The organism is Salinisphaera sp. LB1 (assembly GCF_003177035.1).
In the GTDB taxonomy this organism is placed as follows: domain Bacteria; phylum Pseudomonadota; class Gammaproteobacteria; order Nevskiales; family Salinisphaeraceae; genus Salinisphaera.
Genome location: NZ_CP029488.1, coordinates 1558177 through 1574076, shown reverse-complemented (window position 1 = coordinate 1574076; position 15900 = coordinate 1558177). Strand labels below are relative to the sequence as shown.

The 15900-nt window shown below is 64.0% G+C and carries 16 protein-coding genes; 1 reads left to right on the top strand and 15 read right to left on the bottom strand.

Annotated elements, in window-relative coordinates; all coding sequences use genetic code 11:
* Nucleotides 1-172: 172 nt before the first annotated feature.
* The 14 genes from SALB1_RS07125 to SALB1_RS07060 all read right to left on the bottom strand — a co-directional run bounded on the left by SALB1_RS07125 (nt 173) and on the right by SALB1_RS07060 (nt 13483).
* Nucleotides 173-1405, bottom strand: a complete 1233-nt coding sequence (locus SALB1_RS07125; RefSeq protein WP_109993238.1) for a hypothetical protein — start codon at nt 1403-1405, stop codon at nt 173-175.
* A 122-nt stretch (nt 1406-1527) separates the two neighbouring features.
* A complete protein-coding gene (locus SALB1_RS07120) occupies nt 1528-1941 on the bottom strand; it encodes a F0F1 ATP synthase subunit epsilon (protein WP_109993237.1) in 414 nt (137 codons plus the stop codon).
* 70 nt (nt 1942-2011) lie between these two features.
* Entirely contained in the window at nt 2012-3409 is a 1398-nt protein-coding gene (gene atpD, locus SALB1_RS07115; RefSeq protein WP_109993236.1) for a F0F1 ATP synthase subunit beta, read from the bottom strand.
* A 79-nt stretch (nt 3410-3488) separates the two neighbouring features.
* Nucleotides 3489-4349: a F0F1 ATP synthase subunit gamma gene (gene atpG, locus SALB1_RS07110; protein ID WP_109993235.1), complete on the bottom strand. Its 861-nt coding sequence runs from the start codon at nt 4347-4349 to the stop codon at nt 3489-3491.
* Between the two features lie 38 nt (nt 4350-4387).
* A complete protein-coding gene (gene atpA / locus SALB1_RS07105) occupies nt 4388-5929 on the bottom strand; it encodes a F0F1 ATP synthase subunit alpha (protein ID WP_109993234.1) in 1542 nt (513 codons plus the stop codon).
* Nucleotides 5930-5983: 54 nt separating this feature from the next.
* Nucleotides 5984-6526, bottom strand: a complete 543-nt coding sequence (locus SALB1_RS07100; protein WP_109993233.1) for a F0F1 ATP synthase subunit delta — start codon at nt 6524-6526, stop codon at nt 5984-5986.
* 2 nt (nt 6527-6528) lie between these two features.
* Nucleotides 6529-7005: a F0F1 ATP synthase subunit B gene (locus tag SALB1_RS07095; protein ID WP_109993232.1), complete on the bottom strand. Its 477-nt coding sequence runs from the start codon at nt 7003-7005 to the stop codon at nt 6529-6531.
* 14 nt (nt 7006-7019) lie between these two features.
* Nucleotides 7020-7310, bottom strand: coding sequence for a F0F1 ATP synthase subunit C (atpE, locus tag SALB1_RS07090; protein WP_370453234.1), 291 nt, complete (start codon nt 7308-7310; stop codon nt 7020-7022).
* A 241-nt stretch (nt 7311-7551) separates the two neighbouring features.
* On the bottom strand, nt 7552-8412 hold the full coding sequence (gene atpB, locus SALB1_RS07085; protein WP_109993231.1) for a F0F1 ATP synthase subunit A: 861 nt from the start codon (nt 8410-8412) through the stop codon (nt 7552-7554).
* The gene (locus tag SALB1_RS07080) at nt 8402-8776 is read right to left on the bottom strand and encodes an ATP synthase subunit I (RefSeq protein ID WP_158590663.1); all 375 of its coding nucleotides are present in this window, start codon (nt 8774-8776) and stop codon (nt 8402-8404) included. The genes atpB and SALB1_RS07080 overlap by 11 nt, the downstream gene beginning before the upstream one ends.
* 227 nt (nt 8777-9003) lie before the next feature.
* Nucleotides 9004-9861 (bottom strand): ParB/RepB/Spo0J family partition protein, encoded by an 858-nt coding sequence (locus SALB1_RS07075; protein WP_109993229.1) that lies wholly within the window; start codon nt 9859-9861, stop codon nt 9004-9006.
* A 149-nt stretch (nt 9862-10010) separates the two neighbouring features.
* Nucleotides 10011-10850, bottom strand: coding sequence for a ParA family protein (locus SALB1_RS07070; protein ID WP_109993228.1), 840 nt, complete (start codon nt 10848-10850; stop codon nt 10011-10013).
* Between the two features lie 103 nt (nt 10851-10953).
* Nucleotides 10954-11601 (bottom strand): 16S rRNA (guanine(527)-N(7))-methyltransferase RsmG, encoded by a 648-nt coding sequence (gene rsmG, locus SALB1_RS07065; RefSeq protein ID WP_199678717.1) that lies wholly within the window; start codon nt 11599-11601, stop codon nt 10954-10956.
* A gap of 172 nt (nt 11602-11773) precedes the next feature.
* Nucleotides 11774-13483: a glutamine--tRNA ligase/YqeY domain fusion protein gene (locus SALB1_RS07060; RefSeq protein WP_109993227.1), complete on the bottom strand. Its 1710-nt coding sequence runs from the start codon at nt 13481-13483 to the stop codon at nt 11774-11776.
* Between the two features lie 244 nt (nt 13484-13727).
* On the opposite strand from SALB1_RS07060, the gene SALB1_RS07055 reads away from it, so the two are divergent.
* Nucleotides 13728-14096, top strand: coding sequence for a hypothetical protein (locus SALB1_RS07055; protein ID WP_109993226.1), 369 nt, complete (start codon nt 13728-13730; stop codon nt 14094-14096).
* Between the two features lie 356 nt (nt 14097-14452).
* Here SALB1_RS07055 and prpD read toward each other — a convergent pair whose 3' ends face one another.
* Entirely contained in the window at nt 14453-15898 is a 1446-nt protein-coding gene (gene prpD, locus SALB1_RS07050; RefSeq protein ID WP_109993225.1) for a 2-methylcitrate dehydratase, read from the bottom strand.
* Nucleotides 15899-15900: the final 2 nt, after the last annotated feature.

Genomic DNA, 15900 nt, shown 5'->3' with positions numbered 1-15900 from the left:
GCCTATGACACGCGAAACCCGATGACCGGAAAATGAACGTGCCCCCATGGCCGCTGACTGTCATCGTTGCAACCCCAGAATAACCCGTGCCGCGACGCGCGCTGAACCGGGCCAGCGCGACGGTTGTCCTGAGCGGCGCAATCCAGCGCAAAAAGGCGGCATCTCGGTCCGGTCAGTCGCGCCCGAACCAATGGCCACGCAGCCGATCGACCATTGAGCCGAGCCGCGGCACCACCGCGCCAGCATTCTGGCGAATGCTCAGCGTCATCTGCATATCCGGGCGATCGTTGCTCGGGCCCCAGCCGGGCGACAAGTAGTCCACGCTGAATGCCACATTGTCCAACAAACCCGGAAAGCCCATGGCAAGCCCGGTGCGACTACCAAGTAAGCGGTCGTCATACTGACTGCCGCCGATGGAAAAGCTGGGCTGAAGCCGCGTCTGTAGGCCGGCTAGATTCAGGTTGCGGCTTGCCGAGACCTCCCAGAGACCGCCGTTGACCGGCATCGCATGGGGGGCGGCCACATCGCCCTGATACCAACCGAGCGCCGAGTCGACGTGCCAATCCCGCCAGCGACGCGTGCGTGACGCCAACTCAATCCACAGCGGCGTCCGGTGTTCGGTGTCGGAAACGCCGGCCTTGCCGAACTGCGCAATCAGCCGCCAGGGCCGGCCGAGGGCGGTCGGCGACGTCACGCCGCTCACGCGCCACTTATCCACCACCCCATACGGCGTCCCGGTGGCGATATCGCCCCGGTGCACCCTCAAGCTATTGCTGAGACGCCAACGGCGCCCCAGATCGTAGGTTCCGGACATTTCCATCCCGCGATCGCCGGCGGCAAGCGCACTGCCCCACGGGCTGTAGTCGTTGTCGGCCTGAAAGTAAGCGATACGATATCGACTTCGGCCGAAATCATGCGCGAATCCGACATGGGTTGCGCGCCCACCCAATGCCGAGCCGGCAGCGCCACTACTCGACAACTGATCGGTCTCCAGGGTCAGATCAGGCAGATACCAGCGATCACCCAGCGCGAGGCGGGTCTCGGCACGCATCAAGGTCTGGCTGCCGACATTGGCGCCGCGCGCCACCGTATGCATGGCGCCCACAGTCAAAAGCGGCGTGCCGTGGCGCGTACTACGCCATTGCAGGCCGCTGGTCAGATAGTGGTTGGCATCGTCGCTAAGCGAGTCGACGCCAAAAAACGCCGACGCGTCGCCGAGGCGCATGGGGCCGGCGGCCAGGTCGACGTCGCTTTCGCGGCCGTGGATCTGACGATTGAGACCGGGAGAGTCGAACACCGAAAATGTATCGACGCTGGCCGCGTGCGCGCTACCGAATACACAGAAAAACGCCACTGCCACAGCGGCAGAACCAGGACGAGCGGCCAGATCGGCGGAATACTTCATGGCGGGCACGGTACGCACCGCATATCAACACGCCGCCACAATATAATCCGGCCCGGCACCGTTCTCAACATGCCGGGTCGACCCAAGCGACTGATTCGCCGAGTTTAAGCGATTGCTCGGCGCTATCGTCCGCTACGTATCCGGCGCGCCATCTCAAGACGAGCAGCCGCTTCGGTAAGCTCGTTCCGGGCCCGCTCCATATCCACCTCGTCGGAGGCCTCCGACATCGCTTGCTCGGCGCGTTCCTTGGCTTTCTCCGCCTCGGCCTCGTCGATATCCTGGGCACGCTCGGCAGTATCGGCCATGACCGTGATCAGATGCGGCTGGACTTCGAGCAGGCCACCCGACACGAACACCTGCTCTTCGTCGTCGTTCTCGTCACGAATACGGAGATTGCCAGGCTTGAGGCGGGTCAGTAACGGCGCATGGCTCGGCATGATGCCGATCTCGCCCATTTCGGCGGGCGCGAACACGATGCTGGCCGAACCGGAGAAGATCTCGCCTTCCACGCTGACGACATCGACGTGAATTTTCATAACGCTTGCCTATGCCACGATTCAGGCAGCGGCCGCAGGTCGCGGCCGCCGTGCGACGAAGACGCCTGGATCAGGCCGCCTTCTCCTTCTTGGCCATGTCCTCGCCCTTGGCGACCGCTTCGTCGATGGTCCCGACCATGTAGAACGCCTGCTCGGGCAGATGATCGTACTCGCCGTCGACAATGCCCCGGAAACCGCGAATGGTCTCCGACAACGGCACATACTTGCCGGGCGCGCCGGTGAATACCTCGGCCACGAAGAACGGCTGCGACAGAAACCGCTCGATCTTGCGGGCACGCGATACGGCGAGTTTATCGTCTTCGGACAACTCGTCCATGCCCAGAATCGCGATGATGTCCTTCAATTCGCGATAACGCTGCAGCGTCTGCTGCACACCGCGCGCACAGTTGTAATGCTCGTTGCCGATGATGTTCGGATCAAGCTGACGCGAGGTCGAGTCCAGCGGATCAACCGCCGGGTAGATGCCGCGCTCGGCAATGGAGCGGGCCAGCACGACGGTGGCGTCCAGATGCGCGAACGTGGTCGCCGGAGACGGATCGGTCAGATCGTCCGCGGGCACATAGACGGCCTGCACGGAGGTGATCGAACCGGTCTTGGTCGAGGTGATGCGCTCCTGCAGCAGACCCATTTCCTCGGCCAGCGTTGGCTGGTAACCCACGGCCGACGGCATGCGGCCCAGCAGGGCCGAGACTTCGGTCCCGGCCAGCGTGTAACGATAGATGTTGTCGATGAACATCAGCACGTCGCGGCCTTCATCACGGAAGAACTCGGCCATGGTGAGGCCAGTCAGCGCGACGCGCAGGCGGTTCCCCGGCGGCTCGTTCATCTGGCCGTAGACCAGCGCCACCTTGTCCAGGACGTTCGACTCCTGCATCTCGAAATAGAAGTCGTTGCCCTCACGGGTGCGCTCGCCCACACCGGCAAACACCGAGTAGCCCGAGTGCTCCGCGGCGATGTTGCGGATGAGCTCCATCATGTTGACGGTCTTGCCCACGCCGGCGCCGCCGAACAGGCCGACCTTGCCACCCTTGGCGAACGGGCACAGCAAGTCGATGACCTTGATACCGGTCTCCAGCAACTCCTGGCTCCCGGCCTGTTCCTCGAACGTCGGCGGATCGCGGTGAATCGGCGCCGTGTCCTCGGCGCCGATGTCACCCTTGTTGTCGATCGGCTGGCCGAGCACATCCATGATGCGGCCCAGCGTCTTCTGGCCGACCGGCACCGAAATCGGATGCCCGGTGTTCTCGACTTCGCCGCCGCGGGTCAGGCCCTCGGTCACGCCCATCGCGATGCAGCGCACCACGCCATCGCCGATCTGTTGCTCGACCTCGAGCACCAGACCCGTCTCCCTGTGCTTGAGCGCATCGAAGATATTCGGCAGCGATTCGTGATCGAACTCGACGTCCACCACCGGGCCGATGATCTGTACGACTTTTCCAAGACTCATAGCGTTTCCTCAGACTGGGCAGCGTCGGCTGCCGCGTATCTTGTTCTTTCGTTGCGATGGCCCGCGTGGGCCGCTGCAGTCAGGAGACCGCGGCCGCGCCGGCCACGATTTCCGACAGTTCCTGGGTAATCGCCGCCTGGCGCTGTTTGTTGTACTCCAACTGCAGGTCGTCGATGATATCGCCGGCATTATCCGAGGCCGACTTCATCGCCACCATCCGCGCCGCCATTTCGCAGGCCACGTTCTCGACCGCCCCCTGGTAGACCTGCGACTCGACGAAGCGCACCAGAAGGTCATCCACAAGTCCATTGTCTTCGGGCTCGTAGATATAGTCCCAGCGATCCGGCAGTTCGTTGTCGTCGCTTTCCGCGACCGGCAGCAACTGCTGGCGATACGGGCGCTGGGTCATCGTGTTCACGAACTCGTTTCCCATGACGAACACACGATCGAGATTGCCTTCCCGGTAATCGTCGAGCATGACCTTGACCGTCCCGATCAGATCCTGCAGGTGCGGCCGGTCACCGAGATCCACCACATCGGCTCTGACCTTGGCAAAGCGCTTGAAAAAACTCAGCCCCTTACGCCCGATGACGACCAGGTCCACCTCGACGTTCTCGGCGTTCCAGTCGCGAATCTCGCCCAGAACACGGCGGAACAGGTTGATGTTCAGGCCGCCGCACAGACCGCGGTCGGTCGAAATCACGACGATCCCGACCCGCTTGGCTTCACGTTCGATCAGAAACTCGTGCCGGCCACCGATACTGGCCTTGGCGACATGCCCCACCGTACGCCGGATCTTCGCCGCGTACGGGCGCGCCGCCTCGACACGCTCCTGAGCCTTGCGCATCTTGGAGGCCGCGACCATCTCCATGGCCTTGGTGATCTTTTGCGTATTCTGAACGCTCTTGATCTTGGTCTTGACTTCCTTGGCACCGGCCATTTAGCGAACTCCGTTGAACGGCATCACGCGGCAGCGTTTCACCACGTGTGCGAATCCTTGAAGGACTTGAGCGCCGAATGCAGGCCGTCCTTGATCTCGTCCGAGTAGTCGCCCGTTTCGTTGATCTGGTCGACCAGCGCCTTCTGCTCAGAGGTCATGTACTGATGCAGCGCGGCTTCGAAATCCTGCACCTTGTCGGCATCGACATCGTCCAGATAGCCCTGCTCGGCGGCAAACAGCGATGACGCCATCAGCGCCACTGACAACGGCGAATACTGGTTCTGCACCATAAGCTGCGTGACGCGCTCACCATGCTCGAGCTGCTTGCGGGTTGTCTCATCGAGATCGGAGGCAAACTGCGCAAACGCGGCCAGCTCGCGGTACTGGGCCAGCGCCAGACGGATACCGCCGCCCAGCTTCTTGATGATCTTGGTCTGGGCCGAGCCGCCGACGCGCGAGACCGACAGACCGGCGTCCACCGCCGGGCGGGAGCCCGAGTTGAACTTGTCGGTATCCAGATAAATCTGGCCGTCGGTGATCGAGATCACGTTGGTCGGCACGAACGCGGACACGTCGCCGGCCTGGGTCTCGATGATCGGCAGCGCCGTGAGCGAGCCGGTCTTGCCCTTGACCTCGCCGTTCGTCAGCTGTTCGACGTAATCGGCATTGATCCGCGCGGCCCGCTCGAGCAAGCGGGAATGCAGATAGAACACGTCGCCCGGATAGGCTTCACGGCCCGGCGGGCGCCGCAGCAGCAGCGAGATCTGGCGATAGGCCACCGCCTGCTTGGACAGGTCGTCATAGACGATCAGGGCATCTTCGCCCTTGTCGCGGAAGTATTCGCCCATCGAGCAGCCGGCGTAAGGGGCCATGTACTGCAGCGCCGGCGAGATCGCCGCCCCCGCGGCCACCACGATGGTGTGCTCCATCGCGCCATGTTCCTCGAGCTTGCGCACGACGTTGGCAACCGAGCTGTTCTTCTGCCCGATGGCCACGTAAATGCACTTGATGCCCGTGCCCTTCTGGTTGATGATCGCGTCGATCGCAATCGCGCTCTTGCCGATCTGGCGGTCGCCGATGATCAGTTCGCGCTGGCCGCGACCGATCGGCACCATGGCGTCGATCGCCTTGAGCCCGGTCTGCACCGGCTGGTCGACCGACTGGCGTGCGATAACACCGGGCGCCACCTTCTCGATCGGCGACGTGCGGGTCGTGCCCAGCTCGCCCTTGCCATCGATCGGGTTGCCCAGCGGGTCGACCACGCGGCCGAGCAGTTCCTCGCCGACCGGCACTTCCAGCACCTTGCCGGTCGTCTTGACCTCGCAGCCTTCCGAGATGTGGCGGTAGTCGCCCATCAGCACGGCGCCGACCGAGTCACGTTCGAGGTTGAGCGCCAGCCCGTAGGTGCCGCCGGGGAATTCGAGCATCTCGCCCTGCATCGCGTTCGCCAGCCCGTGGATACGGGCGATGCCGTCGGCCAGGCTTACCAGCGTGCCGACATTGCGCGATTCGGTGACGGTCTCGAAGTTCTCGATCCGTTGCTTGATCAGATCCGAAATTTCCGCCGGATTGAGTTGCATTGATGTCTTCCTCTTTATCCTTCTCGCCGCGTGCGCCACGCGACGGCGTCCACCTTAATGGGCGAGAGACTGGCGCATTCGCGCGAGCTGGGCTGTCAACGAACCGTCGATCACGAGGTCACCGGCGCGAATCACCGCACCACCGATGACCGAATCGTCCTCGGCGAACGTCATCGAGATACGGCGGTTGAAATGCTTCTCGAGCGCCTGACCGAATGCCGTGCGCTGGCCCTCGGACAATGCCACGGCCGAGGTGATCTCCACGTCGAGCCGATCCTCGGCCGCCGCGCGCTCGGTCTCGAACAGCTCCGCAATCTCCGGCGCCAACGACAATCGATTGTTGTCGATCAACAGCCGCACGAAATTACGCGCCTGATCACCGAAGTCGGCCGCGCCGGTTTCGATGATGGCCTCGGCGAGTACCGTGTCGGAGACACGCGGATTGTTCATCAGCGCAGCGACCGACTCGTTGGCGACGATGGCGGACAACGCGGCCAGCGCATCCGACCATTGCGACAAGCCGTCGCCGCCGGATGCCTGAGCCAATTCGTAGACCGCCTCGGCGTAGGGCCGGGCCAGGGTGTAGCGCTCAGCCATGACTATCGGATCTCCGCCACGAGGTCGTCGATGATGTCGTTGTGCGCCTGGGCGTCGATCTCGCGCTTGAGGATGCGCTCGGCACCCGTGACCGCGAGTTCGCCGACTTCGCGACGCAGCTCTTCCTTGGCGGAAGCCACGGCCTGATCGATCTCTTCACGGGCGGCCGCAACGATGCGATCGCCTTCGGCGCGCGCATCGTTGCGCGCCTTGTCGAGCGTCTCGTTGGCCTGACGCTGCGCATTGGCGAGCAGCTCGCGGGCTTCTTCCTGCGCCTTGGCCAGACGCGACTCGGCCTCCTTGACGGCCTCGTCGAGTTCGAGCCGACCGCGTTCCGCCGCGGCCAGACCTTCGCTGATCTTCTGGCGACGCTCGTCGATCGTCTTCGTCACCGGCCCCCATAGCACCTTCTTGACAAAGAAGACGAGGGCCAGAAAGACCAGTATCTGGACGAACAGTGTTCCGGTAATAGCGACCATGACGCGCTCCGGGCTTAACCGCCGGCCAGGCTAGACAGCGTACCCACAAACGGGTTGGCGAACAGGAACCACATGGCCACACCGAACAGGATGAACGGGAAGGATTCCATGAGGCCGGCGAAGATGAACATGTTGACCATCAGCTGCGGACGCATCTCCGGCTGCCGGGCGATGCCTTCCAGCGCCTTCGAGGTGATCAGGCCCCAGCCGATCGCCGAGCCGAGACCGGCGGCGGCCAGCATGAGACCCACGGCGACGGCCGTCGCGGCGACGATCTCAGCAATTTGTTGTGGATCCGAATGCACGATTGCTACTCCTTATCGACGTTTCTTGGCTTAACGATGGACGAGATCGGCTTCCCTGTGCGACCCCGTCCCAGCGATGTTCGGATCTCGCGACCCGTTTCCTCTTGCCGGCACGGCGGCCGGCGCGACACCCGATGCCGACAACTCGTGGAGATCTGCCGGCGTGACTGTGGCTCTCCGGCCGCGTGCTCCGGCGGCCGGCGGTAACGACGCCGGGGAACGCCCGACGGGTGAAACCTTGTCAGTGATCCGTCTGCTGCGCCATCCCCAAATAGACGATTGACAGCACCGCAAAGATAAAGGCTTGCAGAACGCAGATCAGCAGATCGAACACACTCCAGACGAAACCGCCCACAAAGTGTAGCGGCGCCCACACCGCCACCATCGCGCTCGGCGGCGACAGGGCGGAAAGCGTGAGCATCGCCAGCAAGGCAAAGATCAGTTCACCGGCGAACATGTTACCGAACAGTCGCAGCGCCAGGCTGACCGGCTTGGACAAGTCATCGATCAACGTTGTGAGGATGTTCGCAGGGGCCGCGTATTTACCATATGGATGCGTCAGGAACCGCTTCACATAGCCCTTCATGCCGTTGGCACGCAGCTGGTAGTACACCATGATCACGAACACGACTATCGCCATCGCAAACGGTGTATCCAGCGCAGCGGTAGGCAGAATACGGAAATATACATGCTCGAAGCCGAGCAGATGACCGATGGCACCCAGTACACTCGGCACGAGATCAACCGGGATGAGGTCATTCAGATTCATCACGGTGACCCACAGAAAGATGGTCAGTGCCATCGCGCCAACAAAATCGTTGCGCTTGTGGAAGACCTGACCCACCTGGTCGCTGACGTATTCCACGCCAGCTTCCATGGCCATCTGAATGCCGCTCGGATCCTCGACGGTCAACCGCTTGCGCACGAACAGCGCGAGCAACGCCACCAGACCGGCGCAGATCAGCCCGACAATGATCAGATCAATCGTGAAGGCGCCGAAATCAAGCAGCCCGGACGGCTGGTGATCGGCCCCGCAGCCAACACACCAGTCGGTGAGATGATGCCTGATGTATTCAGCCGAACCGCTGCCGCTATTGGCCATCGTATCGTCTTCCCATCAATTCGAGCATGTATCGACGTAACGGCCCGGCCGCCAGGTAGTAGGCCAGCTGAGCCCCGCCGAACCCGATCAGCATCGGCACCGGCACAAAGCCGATCGCACCGATTCCGACCGCGAACGCGATACATACCATGATCATACGCTCAGCCGCACCCAGCACCAGCCATCGCATGGCGGTGTCCGAGCGCGACGCCTGACCGATTCGCCAGGCCAGCATCAACGTCATGATCAAAGCGACAAGCCCACCGTAGATCGCGGCTACGGCAGCGCTACTCCCATAAATCACGCTGACCAGGATCGCCACACATACAGCGGCGACCGACTGCATGAGCAGCAATCGAGTCACAACATTTCGCATCGATTGTCGCTCGCTGAGGCTGCGTTCCTGGACGCGCTATTCCCTTTGTTTGAGCCGCGAGGCTACCTTGTTTCACTCACGCATTTCAACAATTTTTCGGACCGCATTGAAGAAATTGCAAGTTCGCTCCAGTTGGCGCGCAGTTACGCGCACACTCCATGTGCATGACAGCCACATCGCTACCAGAACGGCCCCGATGTCACGCCGGGATGGTGTCAGTCGAAGCGCCCCACGAGCGCATCGAGCTCCTCGGCCGATTTATAGCGGATGACGACGCGGCCACCGCCGCGGCGATCGGGCTCGATGCGCACCCCGGCCTCCAGCCGTCTCGCCAGGCTCGACTCGAGCCGTTCCACGGTCGCGTCGCGTTCGGGTTGCGGCGCGGCAGGGGTTTCGCCGGAGAGCAGGGTTCGCACCAGCGACTCGGTCTGACGCACCGTCAGCCGCCGCGCGACGACGCGCTCGGCCGCCCGGGACTGGTCGTCGCCGGTCAGGGCGAGCAGCGCCCGGGCGTGCCCCATCTCGATCTCGCCGGCACGCAGACGATCGGCTACATCGACATTGAGATCCGCCAGCCGTAACAGATTGGACACCGACGCCCGCGACCGCCCGACCGCTTCGGCGCAGGCGGCATGGGTCATGCCGTATTCCTCGATCAGGCGCTTGAGCGCTGCCGAAATTTCCAGGGGATTGAGGTCCTCGCGCTGGATATTCTCGATCAGCGCGATCGCCATGGCCGCATCGTCGGCGAGCTCGCGCACCACCGCCGGCACCGTGGCCAGCCCGGCCATGCGCGACGCCCGCCAGCGCCGCTCGCCGGCGATGATCTCGTAGCGCTGCGGGTCGTCGTCGCGCCGGCGCACGACCAGCGGCTGCACCACGCCCTGGGCCCGGATCGAGGCCGCCAGCGCTTCCAGCGCGTCGGCGTCCATGTCGCGGCGCGGCTGATAGCGGCCGGGCGACAAATCGTCCAGCGCGACCTCGGTCAGGGCGCCGGACGCCGCCGCCTGTTCGTAGTCGTTCGCAAGCAGGGATTCCAGGCCCCGGCCGAGGCCCCGCTTCTTCTGTGCCATAAGCATCGCCCTGGTGGTCCGGCCCCGCCGCGCCTCATACGGCACGGCGATGGCCCGATCGGCTGTTGCAATCCATTGTAATAAACACGCCCCGGCCGTGATCCGGCCGATCCCCGCAGCCATGCCTGCCGCGGTTCGCGCGCCCGGCGCTAGCTCCTGCGCCGGCGCCCGAACAACGAGGATACCGCACGCCGGGCGCCGCCGGTCGGCGCGTCGACCACTTCGTTGTCGTCGCGACCCAGCAATTCGGCAGCCAACGCCCGGTAAGCGGTCGAGCCGGTGGCGCTGCTGTCGTATTCGAGCACCGACAAACCATGACTCGGCGCCTCGGCCAGGCGGACGTTGCGCGGGATCACGGTCTTGTAGACGGAATCGCCGAAATAATTGACCAACTGGGCCGAGACATCGCCGGTCAGGCGGTTGCGCCCGTCATACATGGTACGCAACACGCCCTCGACGGCCAGCTCGGGATTGATCCGCTGGCGCACGCTGTCGATCGTCTCGAGCAGCGCCGAGAGCCCTTCCAGTGCGTAATATTCACACTGCATGGGGATGATTACCCCGCGCGCGGCGACCAGCGCATTGACCGTGAGCATGGACAGCGCCGGCGGACAGTCAATGACGACATAATCGAAGCTGTCGGCGATCGAGGACAGCGCGTCCTTCAACGCGGACCGTCCGCCGCCGCGCTCGCGCAGCCCCACTTCGGCCGCCGTCATGTCGCCGTTGGCGCCCAACAGGTAAAACTTGCCATCGGCGACGACTTCCAGCGCCTCCGCCACGCCCTTGTCGCCGAGCAGGAAATCGCACACCGTTGCCTCGAGCGCGTTCTTGTCCACGCCCACGCCCATGGTGGCGTTGCCCTGGGCATCCATGTCGACCAGCAGCACGCGTTGCTCGGCCTCGGCCAGCGCGGCGGCCAGATTGATGGCGGTGGTGGTCTTGCCCACACCGCCCTTCTGGTTGGCTATGGCGATGATGTTGCTCATAAAAACAGCCTGGCGGTTGGCGCCGGGTTAAATGGCCCCGAGTCGTGTGCGAAACGAGTTTATCGTATGCGGGAACAGGCCGGGGCCGCCCCGCGCGCACCGCCTAGATCAGCCCGGGCTCGAGAATCGCGACATGTCGCTCCGCACCGAGCCCCGGCACGGTCACGCGCACGGTTTCGACATGCCGAAAGTCCAGCGGCAGGTCATCCATTTCGGCAGCCGGGTCGCGCCCCTTCATGAGCACGAAACGCCCGCCCGGCGCGATCAGATGGCCGGCGCCGCGCACCGTGTCGCCGGCGGTGGCGAACGCTCGCGTGACCACGCAGTCGAAACGCTGCGGCGGCCGGAAGTCCTCGACCCGCGACTGGACCACATCGACGCGCTCCAATCCGAGCTGGCGGCGCACATGGCGCAGAAACGTGGCCTTCTTGCGGTTCGATTCCACCAGCGTGACCGCGAGCCGCGGCCGGGCGATCGCCAGCACCAGCCCCGGCAACCCCGGCCCGGCGCCGACATCGGCGAGGTTCGCCCCCACCACGAAATCGGCAATGGCCAGACAATCCAGCAGATGCCGCGTGACCATCGCCTCCGGGTCACGCACGGCAGTGAGGTTATAGGTGGCGTTCCAGGTGTTCAGTTCGCGCAGATAAGCGACCAGACGATCGCGGACATCGCCGGCGCCCGCCATACCCAGGGCCTCCATGCCGGCGCCCAGCCGCTGTCCGCATGCGTCCCAGTCGGTCATGGCCATGGCGATCGATCCCCCGATGTGATCCGGCAAAGCCCGGCAGGATACCGGTTTTCAGACGGGCGCGGGACCGGCCTTGATCGCGCATGATCGCCGCCCGCTCGATCCGGCGATCCGGCCACGGACACACCGGCCAAGTCCGCGCGTCACCGCCGATCCGTGCCGCCCGCCGGGCTCACGATTCGCCGCGTGCTTCGATCTTGGCCCAGGTGTCGCGCAGGGCGACCACGCGATTGAACACCGGCGCCCCCGGCGAGTGGTCGTAGCGATCGGCGACGAAATAGCCGGTGCGCTCGAACTGCAGCCGGGTTTCCGGCGCGACCTCGGCCGCACCCGGCTCGATCCAGCAGCCGGGATGCACGCTCAGGGACAACGGATTCAGCCCGTCGAGCAGATCGTCCTCGCGGCCCGGGTTCTCGACCGAGAACAGGCGGTCATAGACCCGCACCAGCGCCTGCTTGCCGTGGCTGGCCGAAACCCAGTGGATGACGCCCTTGGGCTTGCTGCCATCCGCGGGATTGGCGCCGAGGGTATCGGGGTCGTAGGTGCAGTGCACCTCGACGATCTCACCGGCATCGTTCCTGACCACGTCGTGCGCCTCGATGACATAGGCATTGCGCAGCCGCACTTTCTTGCCGAGCACCAGCCGCTTGTACTTCTTGTTCGCCTGCTCGCGGAAATCCTCTTGCTCGATATAGATCTCGCGCGTCAACGGCAAGGCGCGCTCGCCCATGTCGTCGCGGTTGGGATGGCCCGACGCGGCCAGCGTCTCGACGCGGCCCTGCTCCCAATTGGTGATCACCACCTTCAACGGCTCGATCACGCACATCGCTCGCGCCGCGTTGGTGTTCAGGTCATCGCGGATCGCGTGTTCGAGCATGGCCGCGTCTACGGTGCCGCCGCTGCGCGACACCCCCACCATCTCGCAGAAACGCCGAATGGATTCCGGGCTATAGCCGCGCCGCCGAATACCGGCAATGGTCGGCATGCGCGGGTCGTCCCAGCCGTCGACGATGCCCTCGTCGACCAGCCGACGCAGCTTGCGCTTGCTGGTGATGGTGTAGTTGAGATTGACCCGGGCAAACTCGTACTGCACTGGCCGGCTCGGCACCGGCAGGTGCTCGATCAGCCAGTTGTACAGCGGGCGGTGATCCTCGAATTCCAGCGTGCAGATGGAATGCGTCACGCCCTCGATCGCATCGGACTGGCCGTGGGCGAAATCGTAGGAGGGATAGACGCACCACTTGTTGCCGGTCTGGTGATGGGCCTTGTTGCGGATGCGGTAGATCACCGGATCGCGCAGGTTGATGTTACCGGACGCCATGTCGATCTTCGCGCGCAGGCTGGCGGCACCTTCCGCGTAGTCGCCGTTCGCCATCGCTGCGAACATGGCCCGGCTCTCGGCCGGTTCGCGATCGCGGTAGGGGCTGTTGCGACCGGGCTCGGTGAGCGTGCCGCGGTACTCGCGGATCTGCTCGGGGGTGAGCTCGTCGACATAGGCCAGCCCGGCATCGATCAGGGTCAGGGCATAGTCGTAGAGCGTGTCGAAATAATCGGAGGTATAGCGCACCTCGCCGTCCCATTCGAAGCCCAGCCAGTGGATGTCGGCCTGAATGGAATCGATGTATTCCTGGTCCTCGGCGTCGGGATTGGTGTCATCGAAGCGCAATCGGCAGCGGCCATCGAAATATTCGGCCAGCCCGAAGTTGAGGCAGATCGAGGCGGCATGGCCGATGTGCAGATAACCGTTCGGCTCCGGCGGAAACCGGGTCACCACCTCGCCCTGATGCTCGCCCGAGGCGATCTGCTCGGCGATCAGCGTGCGCAGAAAATTGGTGCCGCCAGTCTTTTCGGCGGCGGCGTCGTGGGCGTTGTTGTTGCTCATAGCGACCGGCTCATCGTTACGCAGCGCGAAGATCGACGGGCATGGCGTCCCGTCACGAAACAGCGCCGAATTATAACGGGTTGTGCCTGATCCCTGGCGACACGGACACGCCCTACGCGCGCGGCGACACCGGTCGATGTCCATCGCCGACCGTACGTTCAATTGTTAATGAACGATTCATACAAACAGTATAAAGTCGATCTGAAATCACGAAACGGGCCGTAAGCGCGCCCAGGAGATCCCCATGAACAACCCCACCTCAACCCGCCGTTCGCGCGGGTTCGTGCGGCTGGCCGCGCCGCTGGCCGGCCTGGCGCTGCTCGGCGCCGGCATCGGCGCCGCCCAGGCGCATGATTTCGACCACCACGATCGGGCCAACGCGGACCTCCACCGTGATCGGACCGTTCATCGTGACCACGATCGCTATCGGGATTATGACCACCGCGACCATGGCGACCACCGCTATCATCACGAGGATCGCTACGGATGGCGCGGCGAGCGGCGCGATCACGATCACTACCGCCACGATTACCGGCGCTACCCGGATCATCGCTACGCCCGCGATGGCTGGTACGACCATGATCGCGACCGTGGCGTGTTCGGCCGCTGGTAAGTCGCGGAAAACGGCCGGCGGCCAATCCGGATCATCAGGATCGGGCGCCGGCCGCCCCCCGGAAAATAAGCGTGTTCCACGAAATCCGCCACCCTTGCGTAGCGGTCGTGCTCTAGTGTCCTTTCGTACACTTGCCGCGTTGGAGACCGCAAATCCGTCGAGACAAGGCGCGCGTCGCCGTATCGGCGCTCTGATTGATTTTATGGGCGGCCCAACCCGAAGGGCCAAGCGCCCCATGGTTGACAACACGACCGCAATTCAGCGTTGCAACTCGCTCGCTTAGACTCACTACGCCGCACTCGTGGCGCTGTCTTGCGGCAAAACAGCGCTTGGCGCCGACGAAACGGCAACAGGCCCTAGACCACGAACAAGTCGGTGAAATCGGGCACCGGCGTGGCCTCGGTCGTCGCCTGATCGGCCACGATTTCGTGGATGCGGGCCGCATTCTTGGGCGCGATCTTCAACGCAAGATTGGCTTCGAACTTCTTCTTCAATTCCGGAATGCCCTCGGCGCGACGTCGGCGATGGCCGATGGGGTAGTCCACCGACACCTTCTCGGTCGCCGAGCCATCGCTGAAAAACACCTGCACCGCGTTGCCGATGGCGCGCTTTTCAGCCTCGAGATATTCGCGGGTGAAGCGCGCGTTCTCGGTCACGGTCATCCTGTCGCGCAGGGCATCGATACGCGGATCGGCCGCGACTGCGTCCTCGTAATCGGCGGCGGTCAGACGGCCGAAGATCAGCGGCACGGCCACCATGTACTGCAGGCAATGGTCGCGATCGGCCGGATTGTCCAACGGGCCGGTCTTGTCGATGATGCGCACGCCGGATTCCTGGGTCTCGATCACGATCTTTTCGATATCGTCGAGCCGATCAGCCACCTCGGGATGCAGGGTGAGTGCCGCCTCGACCGCGGTCTGGGCATGGAATTCCGCCGGGAAGCTGATCTTGAACAGCACTTGTTCCATGACATAGCTGCCGAATTCCTGGCCGAGGGTGAGCGCCTCACCCCGGAACAGCGCGTCCTGGAAGCCCCAGGTCGGCGCGGTCAGCGCCGAGGGATAACCGATCTCGCCGCGCAGCACGCGCAGGGCCAGCAGGACACCCCTGGAAGTGGCATCGCCCGCGGCCCAGGACTTGCGCGGGCCGGTATTCGGGGCATGCCGATAGGTGCGCAGCGCGCCACCGTCGATAAAGGCATGCGACACCGCGTTGGTCACTTCTTGCTTGTTACCGCCGAGCATCCGCGTGACAACCGCGCAGGTGGCAATGCGCACGAGCAGCACGTGGTCGAGCCCGACGCGGTTGAAGCTGTTTTCCAGCGCCAGCACACCCTGGATCTCGTGTGCCTTGACCATGGCCACAAGCACGTCGCGCAGCGTCAGCGGTGCGTCACCCTTGGCGATATTGCGGCGCGAGACATAGTCGGCGACCGCGAGAATACCGCCGAGGTTGTCGGAGGGATGGCCCCATTCGGCGGCCAGCCAGGTGTCGTTGAAGTCCAGCCAGCGGATCATGCAGCCGATGTTGAAGGCGGCGGTAACCGGATCCAGCGCATAGGACGTACCCGGCACCCGGGCGCCGTGTTCGAGTGTGGCCCCTTCGACCACCGGCCCCATGAGTTTGGTGCAGGCCGGATAGGACAACGCCTGCAGGCCGCAGCCCAGGGTGTCGATCAGGCAGTAACGCGCAGTTTCCAGGGCTTCAGCGCTGTCGATCTCGACATCGCAGACATAATCCGCGATTTTTGTGAGAACGGTATCGAAGGGGACGCGTGAGGCGGAACGGATATCGTGACTCATAA